Origin of the sequence: uncultured Gimesia sp. (assembly GCF_963972345.1) — a bacterium.
Taxonomy (GTDB): domain Bacteria; phylum Planctomycetota; class Planctomycetia; order Planctomycetales; family Planctomycetaceae; genus Gimesia.
Window position 1 is genome coordinate 1 of the sequence record NZ_CAXAVM010000050.1, and the last position, 21,347, is coordinate 21,347.

The window sequence follows — 21,347 nt, forward strand, 5'->3', positions numbered from 1 at the left end:
GGGGATGCATTATTGAAACACAGCATGGAACAATCGATGCCAGAATTGAAACACAGCTGGATCGTATTTTCCAGGAGCTGATTATCCAGACTCAGGACTAGCCTTACTCCATGTTTGACGTTTCTCAACAGATTAAACAGATCTTACCCTTTCGCCTGACAGGCCGGGTGACGCGCGTGGTGGGATTGACAGCGTCTGTCTCCGGTTTTCCCGCGCCGCTGGGATCTGTCTGCGCCATTGATCGGGAGAACGGTTCTGCGGTAGAGGCGGAAGTCGTTGGTTTTCAGAATGAAGAAACTCTGCTGCTGCCTTATGAAGATCTGGCTGGAATCCGACGGGGAGACCGCGTGAGCCTGATTCAATCGGTGCCTGCCGTCGCTGTGGGGCAGGGGATCCTGGGACGGGTCCTGGATGGTCACGGTCGCTGCATCGATGGAAAAAACCAAGCAATGCTTTCCCACCGGGCCAATTTAAAAGCCAAGCCGATTTCTCCCCTGAAACGCCCCCGGATCGATACGCCTTTGAGCACAGGCATCCGAACGATCGACGGTCTGTTAACTTGTGGGAAAGGGCAGCGACTGGGGATTTTTGCCGGGAGTGGTGTGGGAAAAAGTACCCTGATGGGACAAATGGCGCGACAGAGTTCTGCTGATATCAATGTGGTTTGCCTGGTGGGTGAGCGCGGTCGTGAAGTACGTGAGTTTCTTGATCGCGATTTAGGACCGGAAGGGCTGGCACGCAGCGTCGTGATTGTGGCTACCAGTGATGAACCTGCGCTGATTCGATTACGGGCGGCTCACCTGGCGACTGCGGTTTCTGAGTTCTTCCGCGATTGTGGTCGCGATGTCCTGCTGATGATGGACAGTGTCACCCGTTATGCTCTGGCACAGCGGGAAATCGGCCTGGCAGCCGGGGAGCCGCCGGCGACAAGAGGTTATCCTCCCAGCGTGTTTTCTCTCCTGCCTAAGCTGCTTGAACGGAGTGGCCGAACCGATTCCGGCAGCATCACCGGGTTCTACACAGTTCTGGTTGAAGCCGATGATGCAAACGAGCCGATTTCTGATACGGTGCGGGGAATTCTGGACGGACATATCATGCTTTCGCGGAAACTGGCACATGAATCGCACTGGCCGGCCATTGATGTGCTGCAGAGTATCAGCCGTTCGATGAACGATGTTACCTCGGTCGAGCATCAGCAGACTGTGTCTCAGATCAAGAAGCTGATGGCCGCCTATCAGCAGTCAGAAGACCTGATTTCAATCGGTGCCTATCAGACAGGGTCAAATCCGGAAGTCGATCTGGCGATCAAGATGCGGCCGCTGTGGAATGAATTTCTGAAGCAGGGGAGTACAGAAGATTCTGATTTCAACTCTGCTTCTGAGGGGCTTCGCAATCTGATCGCCCGGATGCAGCAACTCAAACCGATGAAGACTTCTGAAGCTGGTCAGCCGCCCGGAAACGAACAAACTGCAGAAGCCGCCCGCTAACTGAAACGGCAGGGCGATCAACTATTTTTAATCCTGTGTGAAGCCGGATGAGATGAAAAAATTTCATTTTCAATTTGAATCAGTGCTCAAAATGCGACGGCATAAACGCAGCATGTGCCGTCAGCTGCTGGGGGAAATGCTCCAGGCTGACCAGCGGTTGATCGATCAGACCGCGCACCTGCAGCAACATCGCACAGAACAGTTTCAGGAAATCCGTTCACGGCAGTCGGAAGGGCGGGTTGACATTGATGGGGCAACCAGCCTGCGCTATTACGCCGGCCAGTTGCAGACACAGATACAGTCTCTCGGTGCCAACCGTGAAATCGTGGGGAAACAGATTGCCCTCTGCAGACAGACTTTGGCAAAAGCCGAGCAGGAAGTCAAAGCCATGGAAAAACTGTCTGATAAATATCGCGCTGCCTTCGTTTATACACAAAATCAGAAAGAAATGATCGAGCTCGAAGAAACCTGGTCAGCTACCCGTCAGACAGGAGGTGTTCAATGATCCGTCCTCTGGTTGTGATTGTGTGTGTATTTTGTGTGGCGACCATTATTTCAGAAATACTGGGGCTTGGTTTCTTATGGGTCCGCGGGTCTTTGAATGCAGATTCCATTAAGGATATTCGCCTGATTGTGACGGGCCAGTCGCTGGATGATGTGGAACTGATTGAAGAAGAAACCAGTCTCCCTTCTCGTGATGAAGTTGCGGAAGCCCGGGCGATGCGAATTCTGGAACTCGCTGCACGCGAAGATGAAATTGAGATGCTGAAAAGTTCGATTACGGAATCCTCTGATGTTCTCAAAAAAGAGAGACTGGCATTCCAGCAGGCGAAAAAGAACTTTGAAGCAGAGCTGAAAGTTCTGAAGGAACAGAGTCAGAGCGTTGCTACGAAGAAAACCCAGTCCGTGCTGGTTGCATTACCCTCGGGAGATGCAGTTCAATACCTGATGCAGCTTTCCATTGAGGAAAATATTGAACTGCTGAAAGGAATGGAAGGCAAGTTCATCGCCAAGCTGTTGAAAGAATTTCTGGTGGCTCCTGATCCGCTGGTCATCAAACGTGGAAAAGAGATTTTCAAAGAAATTTCTCAGGATGAACCGTTTCGCAGTTTTTCTGACGGAACGCTGGATAAGCTCTCTCAGAATAATTAGCCTGTGTCCCTCTTGACTGAGATGCGAACTGGTAGTGCCGCTGTCAGGATGCCATTGATACGATCAGGGGGTTGATGTCAGTCCAATTCTCGCAGGAACTCACGCCTGGCGACTGCTCCGTCCTCATTAGTACGATTCATAAACGGACTAATGCAATTTTTCGCTAAAACTGATCTATTTTGTGTATTCTTACCTGATGTCCCGGTGATGATTCTGACGAATATGATACTGGTGAAACAGTCAATTTCCTCAGTGGATGCCACTGCGCGGTTCTCAAGGAGCCTGCAGGGAGACTGTCCTCGGTACTTATTCTACTCAAAGGTAATGAGAAATGTCAGATTCTCACAAGGTTTCCCTGCTGGATCTACAATCGCTGGATCTCAGTAAATACGGGAAGCAGAAACTTGATCAGAATCAGGGAGCAAACCGTAATCCCGACTCAAGTTATCGCAGACAGTTGAGTGAATCTCTCACCCGAAAACAGCCAGGACATTCCACGGAGCAAAAGCCGGAGCTCGCTGCCCGGTCGCGGGATCTGTCGTCAGTGCGAACTTCGACAGACAATCAGAGCTCCAATACACAGGCTGCGGCTCAGAATCAAAACGACACCGAATCAGCTGACAAACTACAGAGTGAAGTTTCGACGAATCAATCTCAATCAGGACAAAATCAGACGGTAAATGGCAGCGAGTCAGAACAGCCAGTCGGTGCAGGTGAGCCAGTTGCAAAGAGCGAAGCCGAACTGACGGAAACGACAGAGCAAACTGTTAACCCACTGGCTGCTGAGACAAAACAGCCGGTCAGACAGAAAGAGCAGGTTTACTCACTGTTCAGCGATTCTGCTGGAAGTGATGCTTCCCGGCAATCTCTGCAGGAAGTGACTTCGACGGATGGGGAAATCCAACCTCCGGCCAGCTTCCAGTTTTCCGAAAATCAGTCTCTGGTCAAACTTCAGACCGATGTTACCGAGACGAATTCAGAGGGAGCCATTCCCATTCCAGAGGGCCTGGCAGCCTTATTGAAGAATCAGAGCGATACCATTTCATCTACGGAATCGACTCAAGAGGAAACAGCGGGCGAATTCCTGCAGATGGATCAACAGCAGGATCTGGCGGCTGAAGCTTTAACCGCACAGGCAACAGGAGAGTCTGTTTCTGATTTGCAGTCAGCCGGGCTTCAGCAGGTTAAAGTAACAGAGGAACTGAAGCAGGCGATTAAAGAGTACCAGTCGGAAAATTCTGAAAACGCGGAGGGGGCAACAGAGGATTCTGAAGTCGATATCCCGGAAATCATTCAGCAGCGATATCAGAGTTCCGGAGAGGAAAACCAGTCAGAGTCCTCAGCAGATGAGAATCACCAGGGCGAACAGTCTGCAAAAACGGCAACTGGGGAAGAGGTCTCCCGGACCGTGATTCAAGAGCTGCAGCAGCCGGTGGAAACTGTTTCTAAAGACCAGACGGAAGTCGTAGAACAGAAGAAAACGGGCCAGGCGGAGACGGTTGAAGAGACTGTTGATGGTGTCGCATTCAATCCGCTGCATCCGAATATGAAGTCCGCCACAGAATCCTCTCAGTCTCAGTTAACTGACGTTTCCCGGACCAACTCCCCGACTCACGAAACAACAGTCAAACAGTCAGATCACTCAAATATACAGTCACTGACCGGCACTCAGGCGGCTCCTGTGACAAATGATGTAACACAGTCTGCACCTGCGGGCCCTGTGATCGATGTCAAACAAATCGATCAGCTTGTGGAACGGATTACGACAGCAGTCAAGCAGTCGCATTCCACCGGGCAGCAACTCAAAATTCGGTTAAGTCCGCCTGAATTAGGAACGTTACAGATTGAGGTTTCGTTGAAAAACGGGGAGTACACGGCGAAGCTGGAAGTTCAGAACCGTCATGCACAAAAAGTGATCAATGACAGCATCGCGCAGTTAAAAGAAGCACTGGCAAAAACAGGCGTTGCGTTAGACCGGATCGACGTACACATCAATACGGATGCCCGGGAAGAGCAGCGTTCTTCTCAGTCAGGTACACAGTCAAACTCAGGAAATGATTTCGATTCTCAGCAGTTTTCAGATAATTCCCAGGACAGCGAGCAACGCTCGGGGGAACAGTCATTTGTAGAGGAAGCCGTGAAGCAGGATGAAACTGCCGATCAGGATCGTCCACAAGTCGCTCGTTCCCAGGGGATCGTGACAGAGAATGTCGAAGAAATAGACGTTCAGATTTAAAATCCATTATTCAGGGATGAAGGAGGGCCGTGATGGCCGTTGATGGAATTGGTGGAAGTAGCAGTACCGGTGGTTCATCTGCAGTCGATGTCGTTGATCCGGATAAAGTCGGATTCAATGGTTTAACCGCCGAATCATTTATGAAACTCTTAATTACGGAACTGCAAAACCAGGACCCGACCGAGCCCCTGGGGAACGAGCAGTTGCTGGCCCAGATTTCCAGTATGCGGGAACTGCAGTCAAATATTGAATTGTCAGATACATTGAAAGCGATTACCACAGGCCAGTCGCTGACTCAGGCTGCCGGGTTGATTGGCAAAGAAGTAGAAGGCCAGGAAGGTAAACAAAATCCGGTTGCGGGGATTGTGGACCGGGCTTTTGTTCGTGATGGAAAGGCCTACGTCGGCGTTGGTGCATTCGAATTGCCGGTGTCAGCGATCAGCAGTGTGCAGCAGCCTGCAAGTGTAGAATAATATTGAGTTTATGATAACGAGGTTCTGGTGAATCCATCAGCGGCGGAAGCATTCTTGAAAAAAAATCATATGATTGCTTTGCGTTTAGACGATATTCAGAACAGGGAGCGGTCTCAGTGGAGCTGATGCTGCGCTCAGGAACCAAGGGATTAGGTTTTTACCTGGTTGATTCAACCGAGGAGTAGTCATGGGATTGACGTCTGCATTAAATACATCATTGGGTGGTTTGAGCCTGAATGAAACCAGTATCGATGTACTGGGAAACAATATCGCCAACGCAGGTACGAACGGCTTTAAAGCCTCGAACGTGCTGTTTACCACCCAGCTGTCCCGCACGTTAAGTGTGGGGTCACGCCCGACAACCAGTAATGGTGGTACCAATCCCCGTCAGGTCGGTCTGGGGGCACTCAGTGCTTCCATCCGCAAAGACTTTACCCAGGGAAGTGTGACCAACAGTACCAGTCCCTCCGACCTTGCGATCCAGGGAGATGGATTCTTTATTCTTGACAGCCCTGATGGCCAGGTTTATTCCCGTAACGGTAACTTTGAATTGAACAGCCAGAGCCTGTTGACAAACCAGAGTGGTTTTAAAGTTCAGGGCTACGGAGTCGATGAAGATTTTAATCTCGTCACCACAACCCTGACTGATATTCAAATTCCCCTGGGGGACTTGAACGTGGCTCAGGCTACGCAGAACGTTGAGATTGGGGGGGCCCTGTTACCCACGGGAGTGCTTGGAACACAGGGATCGATTCTGACATCAGATGCCCTGACAGACGCAGGTAACGCAAACGCGGCGATTACCGGTACCACTCTGTTAACAGATGTGGAAGCCACAATTGGAACCCCCTTGTTTACTGTCGGGGAGACATTGGAATTTACTCCCAGTAAGGGCGGTCGTTCGCTGGATCCGATGACCTTACAGGTTACGGCTCTGACAACCGCTGCCGACTTTGCTGATTTCCTGGACCGGACTCTGGGTATTCAAAATGGGGGTGGCGTTCCGAATGACGCGACCACAGGCGCACAGCCTGGAGTTTCCATTAACGGCGGGGCATTTGAGATTGTTGGCAACTCCGGTACTGTCAATGACATCGCTGTCACTATCGGTAACATCACTTCTGATGGTGCCACGGTTTCTATGCCATTTACAAAATCGGCATCGGCTAATGGGGAAAGTGCTATTACCGACTTCGTGATCTTTGACTCACTCGGTGAGCCGGTGACCATGAAGATGACCAGCGTGCTGGAATCACGTTCGTCTAACAATACCATTTTTCGCTACTTCCTGGAAAGTGCCGACGACAACGATGGAGACATCGCTGTTTCATCAGGTACGATTACGTTTGACAGCAACGGAAATGTTACCAACTATACCCCGAATACCTTTGGTATCAGTCGAGTCAACACCGCGGCAGATGAAATGGATGTCACAATCGATCTGTCAAATATTTCCGGTATTTCTTCAGCAAGTGCCGGCAGTACTTTGAAACTGACTCTGCAGGATGGATCCGATCCGGGTACGCTGGCCAGTTTCGTGATCGATGAAACCGGGATTATCAATGGTGTGTTTGATAACGGAATTATTCGAACCCTGGGGCAGATCACTCTGTCCCGGTTTTCCAATCCCCAGGGATTGCTGGAATTCGGAAACTCAACATTTCAGGAAGGCGTCAGTTCCGGGCCTCCCTTCCTGGTGACGCCTGGTAACTTCGGAGCGGGAACCATTCGCGCCGGTTCAATTGAATTATCAAACACCGATGTGGGCCGTAGCCTGGTTGACCTGATCGTCGCTTCTACGAATTATCGTGGAAACGCGCGGGTAATCAGTTCCGTCCAGCAGCTGGTGGATGAACTGCTGGTCCTGGGACGCTAGTGAGACGCGGATGAAGTTTCATGATTGCAGGACGAAAACTGCGCTGCCAGGGAGGTTGGCATTATGATCAAATTAACCCGGTTGAATGGTGAAGAATTCGTCGTCAATGCAGAGTTGATTCAGTGCATCGAAAGTCGTCCCGATACCTTTATTACACTGACTTCGGATGATCGCCTGATTGTCCGTGAAAGTGTTGAAGAGGTGGTGAAACGTTCGATCGCCTACTCACGGGCAATTCGTCTTGTCCCCGGATTATAAAACTGAAACACGGCTGCTGAGCGCCAGCAGGCAGTGATTTGAATTTACAGTGGCTGACAGGTCACTATCTCAGGAACGTTGGCAGAAATGGATAAGGCAACCGCTGGTGGATTAGTCTCCGGGATGGCATTATTGCTGTTGGCGATTGCGATTGCGCCGGGATCCAGCTTTGCGGCATTTATTGATATTCCCTCGGCGGCAGTCGTGGTGGGCGGGTCTATCGCAGCCTGCTTTATTGCCTTTCCCGGTGCAGCGATGCTGCTGTTTCCCAAGGTGATCAAGAAGGTATTCTTCCCTAACCAGCAGCAACTGGCACCCGTGATTACTCAAATCGTGGAGTTTGCCGAGATCGCCCGCCGGGACGGGATTCTGGCATTGGAAGCCAAAACCGAAGAGATAGAGGACCCATTTATTCTCCTGGGGGTTCAGATGGCCGTCGATGGTACCGACGTGGAACTGATGGAGCAGATCCTGAGAACGGAAATGGAAGCGGTGGCCGGTCGACATAAAAACGGTAAATCAATGATGGATACCGTGGGGCGATATGCGCCGGCTTTTGGAATGATCGGGACACTGATGGGATTGATCATCATGTTGGGAAACATGGATGACCCCGAGGCGATCGGACCTGGTATGGCTGTGGCGTTGATTACTACGCTTTACGGGGCGCTGGTTTCCAACCTGTTCTTTCTCCCGTTTGCCGATAAGCTGGCCTATTACAGTAAACAGGAATTTCAAGTCCGTGAAGTCATCATCAAGGGCTTGATTGCCATTCAGGAAGGCGATAATCCACGCGTGATCGAACAGAAGCTGAATACCTTTTTACCCCAGGATCAGAGGGTGGGCAAAGACAGTAAGGCTGCCTGATTCGGCGATCCTCTGCCGGCAATTCTGATTCCTGTCAGCTTTGTTTTATTTTGATATTCGCAGACCGCAAAGGAGTGTTCTCAGATGGCGATGCCGGAAGAAGAGGCGCCTCCTGGCGTTCCGGAATGGGTGGTGACCTATGGTGATATGATGTCATTGTTGCTGACATTCTTCATCATGCTGGTCTCGATGAGTGAAATCCGTAACGATGAAGGCAGCGTCCGCGCCATGCTGGATTCATTACGCGAACGCTTTGGTACGCATCAGGGAACTGCCGCGGTCCCTGGTAAATCTCTGAACCCTACCAGTAACCAGAGCAAGTCGGCTTCCAAGGGGAGCAGTTCTGATGGCGGTACCAAAACGGGAAAAGAGAAGTCCAGCGGTGGTGGCGGGCCGAATAAAACCGTCGAACGTATCAATACCGGCACAGAAGTGACTCTGGGGGGAGCGGCTAGTTTCGGCAGATTTTCGGCTGAGCTGACTCCGGAAATCAAGAGCAAACTCAATATCATTGCCGAAATTCTTTTGCCAACGCCGAATCGACTGATTGTGCGCGGACATGCTTCTCCAGAACCCTTGCCAAAGGACTCAAAGTTCCTGGATTCACAGGAGTTGTCCTTTTATCGGGCCAAGAATGTCGCTGAATACCTGGAGTCCAAAGGAATTGAACCTGAAAGACTGATTGTCAGTTCAGTGGGTGATGCCGAGCCCAGGACCATCACGCGCGACCCGAAAGAGCAATCCTTAAATCGTCGGGTTGACGTATTTTTAATTGATGCGTATATAGTCTCTCCTAAGACAGGCGATCGTTAATTCAAGACGGTTGAAATGACCTGGTCGAACGTTTTCAGATTCACTCGGTTATTTTTCGCTGAACCTGTGCTCAACAGATCCGCCCCCGGCGGAGCGTAGTTTAAAGACAACGGATTTGTCTTTGCGCAAACAGGATGCGAGAGTTCAAGGAGGAGACTCGTGGCAACAGACACCGAAACGCAAGAGCCTGGTGTCGATACGGAGGCGGTTGCTTCAACAGAAGCAGCATCCCAGGGGCAATCGAAAGGAAAACTGCTGAAGATTGGCGGATTATTACTCCTGGTAATTATCCTGCAGATCGGCATTTCTTACTGGCTACTGACTCCACCGGCTCAACCCGCTGAACTGGCAGAAGATACACTTTCGAAAGGGAGTGAAAACCTGCAGGTAACCACAGCAGAAGTGACTGTTGATAACTTCAGCGTGACGAATAATATCGCCGAACCGGGAGCGACCATTCATGTCACATTTAATCTGGTGGCACTGGTCGAGCAAGGGGCCGCTTCTGATTTTGATTCCATGATCAAAGAGAAGAGTAAAGCACGTGTCAAGCAGGCGGTCATCGAAGTCGTGCGAAAATCCAGTCTGGGTGACCTGAATGATCCACAGTTAAGTACGATGAAACGCATGATGAAAGAGTCCATTAACAAGGTACTCAAAAAAAGTTATGTCATCGAGACTGTGATCAGCGAATATCGCACAATGACACAATAATGCGTGTATAGCATAACAGGATGGTAACGTGGCTGAAGAGAATGACGATCTTCTGGATCCCTCGGAAATTGAAAAACTGCTGAATTCTCAAGGCCAGGGTACGCCCGCTGATTCCTCTGCTGCGGGAGGATCAGATGATCTTCTCGATCCTGCGGATATTGAAAAATTACTGCAGGGAGCGGGTGCTGCAGAAAACAAGGATGCAGGGAAGTCGGGAAAGGTCGTCAACAATGACGATATCGATTCGCTGTTCAATCAGCATTCGTCCTCATCAGACGACCAGTCAGGCATGCCTTTTTCGACACGCGAAGAAACGGAAGCATTATTAAATCAGGCGGAAGCGAATCTGGCCGCTGCGATTTCCCCAAATCTGGGCCCGGGAAGCGGGATTCCCAGTGATCTGGGGGGAACCAAAGCGTTTGAATTCCCGAACTTTGAGGCAATGGCCAGTAGTCCGGAAGAAGCGATGAAACTCTCGTCGCTGCAGAATGTGGAACTGGACCTGTGCATTGAATTAGGCAGGACAGAACTGCTGATTGAGGAAGTTTTAAAAATGAAAGAGGGCGTCGTGGTTCCTCTGGACAAACTGGCGGGGGATCCGGTTGATATTCTGGTCAATGGCCGGATTATCGCACGCGGCGAGGTGCTGGTTCTGAACGATAATTTCTGCGTCCGTGTCGCAGAGATCATTTCTCCGGAACTGTAACAGGCGGCTGAAACACTCGGCTCTGTGAGGCGGGGTGGCTGACGAAATAAAGGATGCGATGATTCGTCTTTGTTATATTTTACTGCTGGCATTGCTGTGCTCTCTGATTTGTACTCCGTGCGTACATTCAGCAGACAATCCCGCCTTTTCACAGCCCTCGGAATTTCGCAATCCGGGCTATACCGCGGCACCACCCACTCAAAAATATCAACAGCCGATGCGAAGTGGAACGCCGCAGCCAGCAGCACAAAACATGCGGACGAACGCTGTGACAGATTCGAATGCAATCAAGCATGTGAGAACACAACCCTTGCCTCAAAGGAGTGAAAGGGAGGTGCGGACAGCCGAGGCAAATCCCATCACTCCCCTGGATCGTCCGAATCTGTCGGACCCGGAGTCGACAGGTCAAAGTGTGACTAAACGGGCTCCCTCAATCTGGGGGACCTTCGGCGCCTTGCTGGTTGTGATTTCAATCATCCTGGTAGGAGCGAAGCTGTTTAAAAAACATCATCCGCTTGGATCAGCGGGCCTGCCTCGAGAAGTGATGGAAGTGCTGGGAAAGAAACCACTGGACGCGAGACAGACGATTCATTTCGTACGGTGCGGGTCCCGGATTCTCATTCTGGGGTCTTCTCCCGCCGGACTGGAAATGCTCAGCGAAGTGGTTGATCCCGTGGAAGTCGATCTGATTACAGGTATGTGCCGGGAAGGCGCTGAGTCAGCACGGGCCGCAAATTCATTTCGAAATTTGTTTCAAAGCGTACAGAAAAAAGAGGAGCCGCGTTATCCACGGCCGAGCAGGGAACCGATTCATGAATCTGACGAATCAGAGGCGGTTCCGGAACAGGAATCATTTTCCGATTATGACTCTGCCGTGAGCCGTCTACAGCAGAAGCTGCTGCATTCACCGCGCCAGACCCTGAATGAGCGTGCGGAGTCGGATCATGCATAGCCGGGGGGGCGTTCCAGAACGGAAAACAGTAAAAGTAACTGAGCCAGGAAGCCAATGCCTGCTGTGGTGGCTGGTCATGCTCTGTCTGGTTCTGTCTGAGCAGAATGTCCAGGCACAACCGCAGGCATCGAACCAGGCATTATCCAATCAGGGGGTTGCCAGCCAGAATTCTCCCCAGGCACCCGTTCAACCGGTATTTGTGCCGCAGGATAACCGGCAGGGTGGAGCAGGTGTGCCTGAGTTGCTGGATGTCGAACAGATGACATCGCCTCAGGGACTCAATTCGACATTGAAGCTGTTTCTGCTGCTGACGGTGTTGAGCCTGGCACCTTCGATTCTGATCATGACGACGAGTTTTATTCGTTTTGTGATCGTATTCGGGTTGCTGCGACAGGCGTTGGGAACTCAGCAATTACCGCCCAACCAGGTGCTGACTTCATTAAGTCTGTTTTTGACGATCATGGTCATGGCACCGATCTGGGAAAAAGCTTATGAAGAGGGCATTGTGCCTTATACGAAACAGTCTCAGCAGGCCCCCGTTTCCCTGGAAGCCGCTTTTCAGAAAACCGTGGCACCTTTGCGGAAATTTATGAGTGATCAGATTGAATTAACCGGCAACTCCGACACGGTCTGGATGTTTCTGGATTATCAGCAGCCTCTGCCCGGTTCTCCCGGAGCGGATACGTATCAGGAGCCTAAGGATTACGACGATGTGCCACTGACGGTTTTGCTGCCCGCCTATATGTTAAGTGAAGTCAAGACGGCGTTTCTAATTGGTTTTCAGTTGTATCTGCCTTTCATCGTGATCGATATGGTGATCAGTTCCATCCTGATCAGCATGGGGATGATGATGCTGCCCCCCGTCCTGATTTCATTACCCTTTAAAATTCTGTTGTTTGTATTGATTGATGGCTGGTTACTGACGGTCGGGATGTTACTCGAAAGTATCAGGGCCGTCGGCTGAACCGGGGCGCTCCCCTTGCGCCCGCATCGTTCTTAATTTCAGGTAAATGTCATGAATACATCCACTGTTCTCGATCTGGGACGCGAAGGCCTGTTGATCATGCTGGAAGTCAGCGGCCCGGTCATGCTGACTGCCGTTGTGGTAGGGCTGGTGATCAGCATTGGACAGGCTGTCACACAGATTCAGGATCAGACCATCAGCTTCGTTCCCAAAATTGTCGCGATGGTACTGGCGATCCTGTATACACTGCCCTGGATCACCTCATTAATGGTCGAATACAGTACAAATTTGATTACCAATATTCCGACTCGTCTGTAACTGCCGGTTTACAATGACCCAGGAAAACAACACGTCCCGTGAGCGAACTCCTCGATCAATATGTGATGAATCCGATACTGCAACTGGCGCCGGGACAGTTGCTGCAGTGGGCGATGCTGCAGTTTTATGCATTCACGCTGGTCCTTGTAAGGATCAGTGGGCTGATGATTATCGGTCCCGTGTTCGGGCAGCCGATTTTCCCCACGAATATCCGCATCCTGTTGATCGTGAGTCTGTCACTGCTGATTACTCCGACTTTGCATGACCAGACGACCGTCGGATTTTATCAACTGGATATCAACCAGGATCAGCGGCTCAGCCAGGATGAGGTTCCGAAGCATCTTCAGGACCGGTTTGATGATCTGATCGTTACTGCAGGCCGACAGGCGACCCAGGAACTGACCGTCAATGATTACCGGTTCGTAACGCGGATGCCGAATTCGCTGCTGGATTATGCCTGGTCGATTATGGGAGAATTAACACTCGGATTTTCGCTGGGGCTGGGCGTTTATATCATTCTGCTCAGTCTGCAAATGGCCGGGCAGATGATCGATCAGCAGGCGGGTATGGCGCTGGGCGAGGTCTTTAATCCCGGCTTTGACATGAATGCCTCACTCAGTGGTCAGTATCTTTATTTTATAGGCATCTCCGTCTTCCTGTTGATGGAGCCGATCAATGGTCATCTGTTAATGCTGTCCTCCCTGATTGATACCTTCCAGGTGTTTCCGGTAGGGGAGGGGATCGTTTCCACGAATACACTGGATCTGCTGCAGACGCTGATGCACCAGTCCCTGGTACTTTCGATTAAAGTCGCAGCCCCGTTACTGGCAATCAGCGCGCTAATCTCAATTTCCATGGGTTACCTCGGCCATACGGTCCCCCAGATCAATGTGCTGGTAATTGGCTTTCCAATTCGAGCGATGATCAGCCTGATTGTTCTGGTTTTCACTCTGTCGGGGGCCGCGGATATTGTGGTGGAATCCATCCCTTCTGCCATTGACCAGTTAAGTCGCAGTACTGTTTTATAAATCGATTGAAAATGTGGCAGCATGGCTGAGAACGATACGGGAGAAAAAACAGAGCAGCCCACCGATCGCCGGCGCAATGAAGCCCGCGAAAAGGGAAACATTGCGAAAAGTACCGACCTGAATGCAGCCGGAATGATGCTGGCAACAGCCGCGGTCCTGTATTTTTTTGCTGTACGCCTCAGTAGCGACATGAAAAATCTGATGGAAGTTTCACTGACGACCCCGGTCTGGTTGCGCGTGGATCCGCCATTACTCATCGAGCGCTGTGAATCCATTATCGAACTGTTCCTGGAGGGGACGGTGGTGATGATGGTGGTGTTATTTGTCGCAGCGGTCTGCCTGAACCTCGTGCAGGTCGGTTTCATGATGACTCCCGATGTGCTCCAGCTCAAGTGGGAGCGTCTGAATCCGATCGAAGGCGCCAAGCGGATCATTTCCATTCGTGGCCTGGTCAAGCTGGGAGTAAGCCTGGCAAAGCTCAGTCTGCTGGTGCTGATCGCTGCCTGGTTCAGTTACCTGGTGTTTCCCAGCTTTCTGGCATTGATGGGGGCACCTCCGGAAACGATTCTGCGTGATATTTTTAATTCGACTATTGAACTGGGGCTGTTGCTGGCGCTGGCCTTGATCATCCTGGGGGGACTGGATTTTGCCTTCCAGAAATGGAAGCATGAAAAAGACCTGATGATGAGTAAACAGGAAATCCGTGAAGAAATGAAATCGATGGATGGGGATCCGTTAATTCGCCAACGACGTCGGGAAGCGCACCGCAAGCTGGCGACTTCGCAGGAACTCTCCAAGGTGGCGAGTGCGGATGTCGTGATTACAAACCCGACACATATATCGATTGCCATCAAGTATGATCCGGAATCGATGCCCGCACCCGTGGTGGTGGCAAAGGGAGCAGGGGAGATTGCATTCCAGATCCGAAAGATTGCCAACGAAAATGGAATTCCCATTATCGAGCGGAAAGCGCTGGCACGGCAAATGTACCGCGATGTGAAAACCGGACAGGAAATTCCCTTTGAATTATACGAGGTATTCGTTGAAATTATGGCCTACGTTTACAGTCTGACTGGTAAAACCATGCCGGATCAACGTTAAACGTACAGAGGATGAACCCAGGCATAGTGTCAGGAGTGCCGACGGTTAAAACGAACTGAAAACCAGTCGAGCAAGATCCGCGGATACCTGATTTTCATTAACAAAAGCGGGTTTTCCTGCAGTGTTCTCTGGTGTTTCACTGCCAGACTCACCAAGATATTGAAATGGAATCAGGTAGTGATATAACGTTTCTGGAGTTTGTGAGGTGGTGGAATGCGTTGGGAACATCCGGTTCAGTTCGCATCGCAGAGTGATGTTGGCTTTCGGCGCAGGAATAACGAAGATTCGATCTCGGTTCGTATCTGTAAAGATCAGGAAAGCTGGCGAGACCACGGGCATTTCTTTCTGGTTGCTGATGGGATGGGCGGCCATGCCGTGGGGGAACTGGCAAGTAAGATTGCTTCGGAAACGGTGCCTCACACCTTCTTCAAAAATAAACCGGGGCCTGTTGCCAAATCGCTGAAATCTGCGATTGAAGTTGCGAACCAGGCAATCAATGAGCGGGGGATGGCCAATCGCGAATTCATGCGCATGGGGACAACCTGCAGTTCTTTGTGTCTCTGTTCTGAAGGCGCCGTGATTGGTCATGTGGGGGACAGTCGCGTCTACCGCGTGCGGGAAAATCGCATAGATCAACTGACGTTTGACCATAGCCTGCAGTGGGAACTGATTCGACAGGGTCGGATGAAACCCGAAGAAGTTTACATGAACGAGCCCCGCAATGTCATTACGCGCTCACTGGGCCCCGAGCCGGTGGTCAAAGTTGATATCGAAGGGCCTTATACGGTTCTGGAAGGGGATCGTTATATCCTGTGCAGTGACGGCTTGACCTGTCATCTCAAAGACGAAGAGATCGGGATGATAGCCAGGTACCTGGAACCGAGTGATGCCTGCCGTCTGATGATTAATCTTGCCAATTTAAGGGGCGGTTCAGATAACATCTCGGTCATCGTGGTGCGTGTGGGAGAGTTACCGGACGTGAATTTACCTCAGGAAAAAGCACCTGAACCTGAGCCGGAACTCGAACTCGAACGCGACTATCGAGAGTGGTTCTGGCTGGCCGGGGTCTGGGTGGCTTCGTTGATGGTGGCAGCAGGAATTCTGATGTGGATTTTGACCCGATTTGACCGGGGGGAATTTCTGACTTTTGGGGGGATGTCTCTGCTGGTGATGTTGCTGGTCCGCAAAGTATTTGCACAGCGTGAATCCAATAAGCGCGAGGAGTATCTGGATAAAAGCAAGACCATCGAGTGGAAGCCGTATCGATCTGAAAAGCTGAAGTTTAATACGGACTTTCTGCAGTATCTGACCACCATGGAGTCCGAATTGCAGCGGGCGGCAATGGAAGAAGAATGGACGATCGAATGGTCCGAGCACAACAAAATCTATTACGAAGCCAAAGAAGAGCTGGAGCAGAAGAAGTATCTGCATGCGTTTCGCGATTTTTCCCGCGCCATTGATATCCTGATGACGGGTCTGCATTCTTACCGTAAAGAGATGGTGCACCAGGCACGCTGGAAAAAAGGACCTCCCAGCACTTCCCAGGAGGATTGATGACAGGGAAGTCTAAACGGCACACTGATGGAAGTGCAGCCTTTTGTACACTTTGGAATCTTTGTAATTTTAACATTGGACTCCAGCCCGGTTTCAGATATGATCCGTCCCTTATTTCAGTGACTCTGAAGGACTTGTGACACGGAGGTCAGTGTGTTCTTTACTCAAACAATCAGGCGCAAGCTGGGGCTCGGGCTGGGGATTATCTTCTTCATGCTGATTATCATGGCCTATGGCGCTGTGTCTGGTTTACAGTCTTATCACAATACGGTTTATGAGTTTAAGTACTCGCTGGATAACCTGCCCAACCGTGATCGCATGATTGTCTCTGTGGTCGCCCTCAATGAACCTCTGCAGAGAATTCGCCAGTCCCGTCCGGCTGCCAGTGCGCATTATCAGCAGGAGTTCGATAAACAGGTGCTGGAAGTAGAGACGGAAATTAAGGACTTTCTCAAAAAAGTGGATCGGTTGCCCGCGGACCCGGCAATCAAAAACTGGAAAGGCTTCGTTGAATCACAATTGAGCGGACACAGTGCCTGCATGTCAATCCTGAATCAGCTGAAGTTGATGAAGGTGCAACTGGAGGATCCCCAGCAACGCCTTAAAGTGGCTGAGCAGATGATTCTCGAAGTAGCACATCTGGAAACACTGATCCTGGAAGTACGTGATGTTCCTTCTGGCACGAAGGCTGTTCTGACACGTGCTTCTTCGGTTTATCGTTCCCGCTTTAACCTGGTCTGGGTGACCTGCGTCGTCGTGTTTGTCACATTTGGCTGTCTGATCTGGTATGGTTACCGTACTGTGCTTGCGCCGATTCAGGCATTGCACGAAGGGGCACGGATCGTCGCCCAGGGGCATTTTGACCACCATTTCGAAATCAAATCGAACGATGAGATGGGGGAACTGGCGGTCGCATTCAACAAGATGACCATGCGGTTCAAAGAGAAACGGGACGAATTGAATCATAAGGTGGACGAGCGGAGTAAACAGCTGGTTCGCTCAGAACGCCTCGCGGGAATTGGTGTGCTGGCAGCAGGGGTGGCACATGAAATCAATAATCCGCTGTCTGCTATTTCGATGGCATCGGAATCTTTACAGGGACGCATGGTCGACCTGAAACCACATTGTGAGAATGCGGATATCGAAGTCGTCGAGCAGTACCTGGGGTTAATTCAGCGGGAATCGATGCGTTGTCGCGAGATCACCTCAAAGCTGCTGGATTTTTCCCGTGGCCAGAATTCCGTTCGCAGTCAGAATGATCTTGTGTCTGTCATTCATGAAGTCTGCTCGATGGTCAATTTGATCAAGCGTCTCAAAGGCAGAAACATACATTTCTCAGATCACAAGCCCTGTAATGCGGAATTTAATCCTGCCGAAATCAAGCAGGTGGTTCTCAATATCATGACCAATGCAATGGAATCGATGGAAGTGGGTGGAAATCTGGAAATCGAGGTCCAGGAACACGTTGATTCCGTTACGCTGATTTTTCGGGACGATGGTCGGGGTATGACCCAGGAAGTCAAAGAAAGCCTGTTTGATCCCTTCTTTACGCAACGGGCAGATGGAACAGGGACGGGCCTGGGTATGTCAATCACACATCGGATCGTAAAAGATCATGGAGGTGAGATCGAAGTGGAAAGTCCCGGCCCCGGTAAGGGGAGTACAATTTTTGTGGAACTGCCGAAAAAGACTAAGATGCAAAGTGCAGCAGCATAATGCTTTAGTGACATTCTCAGCTGATTGACTTTCTGCGATTCTCCGATTGCCACGATTTTCAAAATCTGATATTACACGTCTCTCCCCACAAATGATTCACACAAAGTTCACGATACAGGAGAAAAAGGATGTTCTCTGTACTGCAGGCAAATCTCAGTCTTTCTGTTCCTGATTTGACACAGTTCGTGCAGAGAAAGGTCCTGGATGGAGTCCCGGTTCCGGGGCTGCAGCTTTGAGTATCGATACTGAAGAACAGGATGAGCCAGTTCACTGCGAGCCGGCTTTCTTCAGCGCCTTTCTAATAATCCTTCCTGAATACCATTCGGTTATGTAATTTGTTAAATGGCTTTCTCTTTGACAGGATGTCAGAGCAGGAAGAAGGAGCACAACTTGAGTAATTCAGTCAATAAATTACGGGTCCTGTTTGTCGACGATGAAGCGGCAATTCGGGAAGTCATGCGAATTGAGCTGCCACGCATGGGACATGATGTCACCATTTGTGAAGATGGCCAGTCGGCATTAACGGCATTAGATAAAATTACATTTGATGCAGCCATCGTTGATTTACGCATGCCTGGTTTGAGTGGCTGGGATGTGGTCGATCATATTAATAAGGTCTCTCCCGAGACCGAAGTGATTATCAGCACCGGGCACGGCAGTATCGACGAAGCCATTCAGGCGATCCGACGCGGCGCGTATGATTTCCTGCCCAAACCATGCAAGCTGATCGATATTGCGACCGTGTTACAGAAAGTCGCTGATAAACGATCGCTGCAGAATAAAAATTATGCCCTGGAATCCCGGTTGAAAAGTGTGGAAGGGCCCTGCCAGATTGTGGGGGAAACTCCCCCGATGATGCGGGTCAAAAAGCTGATTGAAAAGATCGCGCCAACCGATTCCACAGCTCTGATACTGGGAGAAACCGGGACGGGTAAAGAACTGGTCGCACGACGGGTTCATGATTTAAGTACACGTGCTTCAATGCCCTTTGTCCCTGTCAACTGCGGAGCCCTGCCGGAAAACCTGGTGGAAAGTGAACTGTTTGGCCATCGCAAAGGTGCTTTTACAGGTGCCGATACACCACGTAAGGGTCTGATCGAGATCGCCAATGGCGGGACCCTCTTCCTGGATGAACTGGGTGAGCTGGACAAAACCATGCAGGTGAAGCTGCTGCGTTTTCTGGAATCGGGAGAAGTCCGTCGTGTCGGTGACAGTGAAACGTTCCATGTCGATGTGCGAATCGTCTGTGCGACGAATCGCGATTTACAGGACATGGTTGCAGAGGGCAGCTTCCGCGAAGATCTTTATTTCCGTGTCAATACCTTTGAAATCAATCTGCCTGCACTACGGGAACGCAAAGGGGATATTCCGGAAATCTCCCGTGTACTGTTGAAACGGCATCTGAAAAAAGATTCCATTCCCCAGGATATCCTGGCACCGGAAACGGTTGAGATTCTGCAGGAATATGACTGGAAAGGGAATGTTCGTGAACTGGCCAACGCCTTGGAACATGCCGTGATTTTATGGGACGGCGTTCAGATCCAGCCCGTCGATTTACCCTCCAATCTGACCCGGCATTCTTCGATTCCGATCTCCTCTGGTTCGACTGCCATTAACTGGACTGAAGGCATGGAAGGAAAAACGTTGCGGGATATCGAAATGGAAGTGATCTACCATGTGCTCGACAAACATGATGGGGATAAGCCAAAATGTGCGTCAGAACTGGGGATCGCTCTGAAAACGCTGTACAACAAACTGAATCAGTATCAGACCCGGGCCGCTGGTTGATATCTGACTGTACTGCAAATTAAACGGGCACAAAAAAATGCTCTGGCAGAAAATGCCAGAGCATTGATTTTAATGCACTTCGAAAATCAATCTGTCTGCTTTCATCGGTTGCAGTCATGCTGCAGGTGATTCAAGCGAGACAGGACTGTTTTAATATTTCCGAATGACTCCCGTAACCACTCCGAGGATGTCTACATTCTTAGAGTAGATGGGCTGCATGCTGGAGTTCGCTGGCTCCAGGCGAATGCGATCCCCTTCGGAATAGTAGCGTTTCAGAGTCGCTTCCTGACCATCCACCAGCGCGACAACGATGTCGCCTTCTTTGCAGGTGTTCTGCTTGTGGACGATGACATAATCGCCATCAGCGATCTGATCTTCGATCATGGAAACGCCTTTGACTTTAAGGCAGAACTGATCATCGGGATCGAACAGAGAGCCGAAATCGATGTGTTCGTCATCCTGGACAGCCAGAACAGGGCTGCCAGCGGCGATTTGTCCGGCCAGTGGCAGACGTGTCCGTTTCTGCGAGTGATCGCACAATTGAATCGCGCGTGACATGTGAGATTCACGCGTGATGAGCCCTTTCTTTTCCAGAGCTTTCAGGTGGCACATCACGCCGTTGGGAGAGCGGATGCCAAAATTAGCACCGATTTCACGGACGGTCGGTCCATAGCCACGGTTAATAATCTTATCTTTCAGAAAATCGTAAATTTCCTGTTGTCGTTGTGTAAGGTTTGCTTTGGTGCCTGCCATTACAAAGTACCCCATTTCTTAAAAAATAGAATAAACTGATCATATTCCTGAACATTCAGGAAAGTAAATTTGTCACCCAAAACGAAAGTGCTTTGGGATCCCCCGATGAAATGCAGAATCAGAATCAGGAAGGGTGAGGGTGTCTTCGTGTGATAATCACATAAAATTCTGATTTTGCATCTGTTCTCAGTTATAGTATACTGTCGTCTACACGGCAAGTATGACGAGTAAAACATAGTTAATTTTATTGAATCTGAAAAAATTATTTAGACAAATCAGGTCACTGAAAGTGATTGTAAGATTACTAAATAATTGAAGTTGTGATTATTTAATGTTGTTAAGTCGGGAGACGATGATTTTCTGAATATTTGTTTGAATGTTCATGGAATTCTTTTGATTATACTCTACGAGAGTCTCCCGTTTTGAAAAGATGCCGAAAGAATAAATTTTAAAAATCTGTGAACCTGATGATTTAAATGTGCGTTTATGCGTGGAAGTCTGCTCCCGATCAACCTCAGTAGTTAGTTGTATAGTGAGCAGTCATTCTTAACTCACAAAAATGAAAAACTGGAAAGAAATTGAAGTAAAAAT

Annotated in this window: 20 protein-coding genes; 19 read left to right on the forward strand and 1 reads right to left on the reverse strand. The window is 50.1% G+C overall.

The genetic code is table 11. The annotated features are described in order from the left end of the window. Positions 1-110 precede the first annotated feature (110 nt). The 19 genes from AACZ40_RS10785 to AACZ40_RS10875 all read left to right on the forward strand — a co-directional run bounded on the left by AACZ40_RS10785 (position 111) and on the right by AACZ40_RS10875 (position 20,003). Positions 111-1,487 carry a FliI/YscN family ATPase gene (locus AACZ40_RS10785; protein ID WP_291178300.1) on the forward strand — a complete coding sequence of 459 codons (1,377 nt, stop codon included), beginning with the start codon at positions 111-113 and terminating at the stop codon, positions 1,485-1,487. Positions 1,488-1,539: 52 nt separating this feature from the next. Continuing rightward, positions 1,540-1,992 (forward strand): flagellar FliJ family protein, encoded by a 453-nt coding sequence (locus AACZ40_RS10790; RefSeq protein WP_291178302.1) that lies wholly within the window; start codon positions 1,540-1,542, stop codon positions 1,990-1,992. Beyond that, entirely contained in the window at positions 1,989-2,639 is a 651-nt protein-coding gene (locus AACZ40_RS10795; protein ID WP_291178306.1) for a hypothetical protein, read from the forward strand. Before AACZ40_RS10790 ends, AACZ40_RS10795 begins: the two co-directional genes overlap by 4 nt. A 331-nt stretch (positions 2,640-2,970) precedes the next feature. Beyond that, positions 2,971-4,875, forward strand: coding sequence for a flagellar hook-length control protein FliK (locus AACZ40_RS10800; protein WP_291178308.1), 1,905 nt, complete (start codon positions 2,971-2,973; stop codon positions 4,873-4,875). A 32-nt stretch (positions 4,876-4,907) separates the two neighbouring features. Next, positions 4,908-5,348, forward strand: coding sequence for a flagellar hook capping FlgD N-terminal domain-containing protein (locus AACZ40_RS10805; RefSeq protein ID WP_291178311.1), 441 nt, complete (start codon positions 4,908-4,910; stop codon positions 5,346-5,348). A 187-nt stretch (positions 5,349-5,535) separates the two neighbouring features. Next, positions 5,536-7,224, forward strand: a complete 1,689-nt coding sequence (locus tag AACZ40_RS10810; RefSeq protein ID WP_291178314.1) for a flagellar hook-basal body complex protein — start codon at positions 5,536-5,538, stop codon at positions 7,222-7,224. A 63-nt stretch (positions 7,225-7,287) separates the two neighbouring features. Further along, positions 7,288-7,482, forward strand: a complete 195-nt coding sequence (locus AACZ40_RS10815) for a flagellar FlbD family protein (protein WP_145225180.1) — start codon at positions 7,288-7,290, stop codon at positions 7,480-7,482. Between the two features lie 87 nt (positions 7,483-7,569). Next, positions 7,570-8,349 carry a motility protein A gene (locus tag AACZ40_RS10820; RefSeq protein ID WP_291178320.1) on the forward strand — a complete coding sequence of 260 codons (780 nt, stop codon included), beginning with the start codon at positions 7,570-7,572 and terminating at the stop codon, positions 8,347-8,349. Between the two features lie 84 nt (positions 8,350-8,433). Further along, positions 8,434-9,162: a flagellar motor protein MotB gene (locus AACZ40_RS10825; RefSeq protein ID WP_291178323.1), complete on the forward strand. Its 729-nt coding sequence runs from the start codon at positions 8,434-8,436 to the stop codon at positions 9,160-9,162. A gap of 159 nt (positions 9,163-9,321) precedes the next feature. Next, the gene (locus AACZ40_RS10830; protein WP_291178325.1) at positions 9,322-9,876 is read left to right on the forward strand and encodes a hypothetical protein; all 555 of its coding nucleotides are present in this window, start codon (positions 9,322-9,324) and stop codon (positions 9,874-9,876) included. A gap of 28 nt (positions 9,877-9,904) precedes the next feature. Then, positions 9,905-10,582 (forward strand): flagellar motor switch protein FliN, encoded by a 678-nt coding sequence (fliN, locus tag AACZ40_RS10835; protein WP_291178328.1) that lies wholly within the window; start codon positions 9,905-9,907, stop codon positions 10,580-10,582. Between the two features lie 58 nt (positions 10,583-10,640). Beyond that, positions 10,641-11,534 carry a flagellar biosynthetic protein FliO gene (locus AACZ40_RS10840; RefSeq protein WP_291178330.1) on the forward strand — a complete coding sequence of 298 codons (894 nt, stop codon included), beginning with the start codon at positions 10,641-10,643 and terminating at the stop codon, positions 11,532-11,534. Beyond that, positions 11,527-12,498 carry a flagellar type III secretion system pore protein FliP gene (fliP, locus tag AACZ40_RS10845; RefSeq protein ID WP_291178333.1) on the forward strand — a complete coding sequence of 324 codons (972 nt, stop codon included), beginning with the start codon at positions 11,527-11,529 and terminating at the stop codon, positions 12,496-12,498. The genes AACZ40_RS10840 and fliP overlap by 8 nt, the downstream gene beginning before the upstream one ends. A gap of 51 nt (positions 12,499-12,549) precedes the next feature. Next, on the forward strand, positions 12,550-12,816 hold the full coding sequence (fliQ, locus tag AACZ40_RS10850; RefSeq protein WP_291178336.1) for a flagellar biosynthesis protein FliQ: 267 nt from the start codon (positions 12,550-12,552) through the stop codon (positions 12,814-12,816). Between the two features lie 38 nt (positions 12,817-12,854). Continuing rightward, positions 12,855-13,844, forward strand: a complete 990-nt coding sequence (locus tag AACZ40_RS10855; RefSeq protein WP_291178338.1) for a flagellar biosynthetic protein FliR — start codon at positions 12,855-12,857, stop codon at positions 13,842-13,844. A gap of 21 nt (positions 13,845-13,865) precedes the next feature. Beyond that, a complete protein-coding gene (flhB, locus tag AACZ40_RS10860; protein WP_291178341.1) occupies positions 13,866-14,945 on the forward strand; it encodes a flagellar biosynthesis protein FlhB in 1,080 nt (359 codons plus the stop codon). Positions 14,946-15,158: 213 nt separating this feature from the next. Further along, positions 15,159-16,499 carry a protein phosphatase 2C domain-containing protein gene (locus AACZ40_RS10865; RefSeq protein ID WP_291178344.1) on the forward strand — a complete coding sequence of 447 codons (1,341 nt, stop codon included), beginning with the start codon at positions 15,159-15,161 and terminating at the stop codon, positions 16,497-16,499. A 153-nt stretch (positions 16,500-16,652) separates the two neighbouring features. After that, positions 16,653-18,215, forward strand: coding sequence for a HAMP domain-containing sensor histidine kinase (locus AACZ40_RS10870; protein WP_291178347.1), 1,563 nt, complete (start codon positions 16,653-16,655; stop codon positions 18,213-18,215). Between the two features lie 390 nt (positions 18,216-18,605). Continuing rightward, the gene (locus AACZ40_RS10875) at positions 18,606-20,003 is read left to right on the forward strand and encodes a sigma-54 dependent transcriptional regulator (RefSeq protein ID WP_291178350.1); all 1,398 of its coding nucleotides are present in this window, start codon (positions 18,606-18,608) and stop codon (positions 20,001-20,003) included. A 150-nt stretch (positions 20,004-20,153) separates the two neighbouring features. Here AACZ40_RS10875 and lexA read toward each other — a convergent pair whose 3' ends face one another. Further along, positions 20,154-20,756 (reverse strand): transcriptional repressor LexA, encoded by a 603-nt coding sequence (gene lexA, locus AACZ40_RS10880; protein ID WP_002649781.1) that lies wholly within the window; start codon positions 20,754-20,756, stop codon positions 20,154-20,156. Between the last annotated feature and the right edge of the window lie 591 nt (positions 20,757-21,347).

Excerpts from the sequence above, each read along its gene's own strand:
- AACZ40_RS10785 (WP_291178300.1), top strand. The coding sequence starts at position 111 with ATGTTTGACGTTTCTCAACAGATTAAACAGATCTTACCCTTTCGCCTG.
- AACZ40_RS10790 (WP_291178302.1), top strand. The coding sequence starts at position 1,540 with ATGAAAAAATTTCATTTTCAATTTGAATCAGTGCTCAAAATGCGACGG.
- AACZ40_RS10795 (WP_291178306.1), top strand. The coding sequence starts at position 1,989 with ATGATCCGTCCTCTGGTTGTGATTGTGTGTGTATTTTGTGTGGCGACC.
- AACZ40_RS10800 (WP_291178308.1), top strand. The coding sequence starts at position 2,971 with ATGTCAGATTCTCACAAGGTTTCCCTGCTGGATCTACAATCGCTGGAT.
- AACZ40_RS10805 (WP_291178311.1), top strand. The coding sequence starts at position 4,908 with ATGGCCGTTGATGGAATTGGTGGAAGTAGCAGTACCGGTGGTTCATCT.
- AACZ40_RS10810 (WP_291178314.1), top strand. The coding sequence starts at position 5,536 with ATGGGATTGACGTCTGCATTAAATACATCATTGGGTGGTTTGAGCCTG.
- AACZ40_RS10815 (WP_145225180.1), top strand. The coding sequence starts at position 7,288 with ATGATCAAATTAACCCGGTTGAATGGTGAAGAATTCGTCGTCAATGCA.
- AACZ40_RS10820 (WP_291178320.1), top strand. The coding sequence starts at position 7,570 with ATGGATAAGGCAACCGCTGGTGGATTAGTCTCCGGGATGGCATTATTG.
- AACZ40_RS10825 (WP_291178323.1), top strand. The coding sequence starts at position 8,434 with ATGGCGATGCCGGAAGAAGAGGCGCCTCCTGGCGTTCCGGAATGGGTG.
- AACZ40_RS10840 (WP_291178330.1), top strand. The coding sequence starts at position 10,641 with ATGATTCGTCTTTGTTATATTTTACTGCTGGCATTGCTGTGCTCTCTG.
- fliP (WP_291178333.1), top strand. The coding sequence starts at position 11,527 with ATGCATAGCCGGGGGGGCGTTCCAGAACGGAAAACAGTAAAAGTAACT.
- fliQ (WP_291178336.1), top strand. The coding sequence starts at position 12,550 with ATGAATACATCCACTGTTCTCGATCTGGGACGCGAAGGCCTGTTGATC.
- flhB (WP_291178341.1), top strand. The coding sequence starts at position 13,866 with ATGGCTGAGAACGATACGGGAGAAAAAACAGAGCAGCCCACCGATCGC.
- AACZ40_RS10865 (WP_291178344.1), top strand. The coding sequence starts at position 15,159 with ATGCGTTGGGAACATCCGGTTCAGTTCGCATCGCAGAGTGATGTTGGC.
- lexA (WP_002649781.1), bottom strand. The coding sequence starts at position 20,756 with ATGGCAGGCACCAAAGCAAACCTTACACAACGACAACAGGAAATTTAC.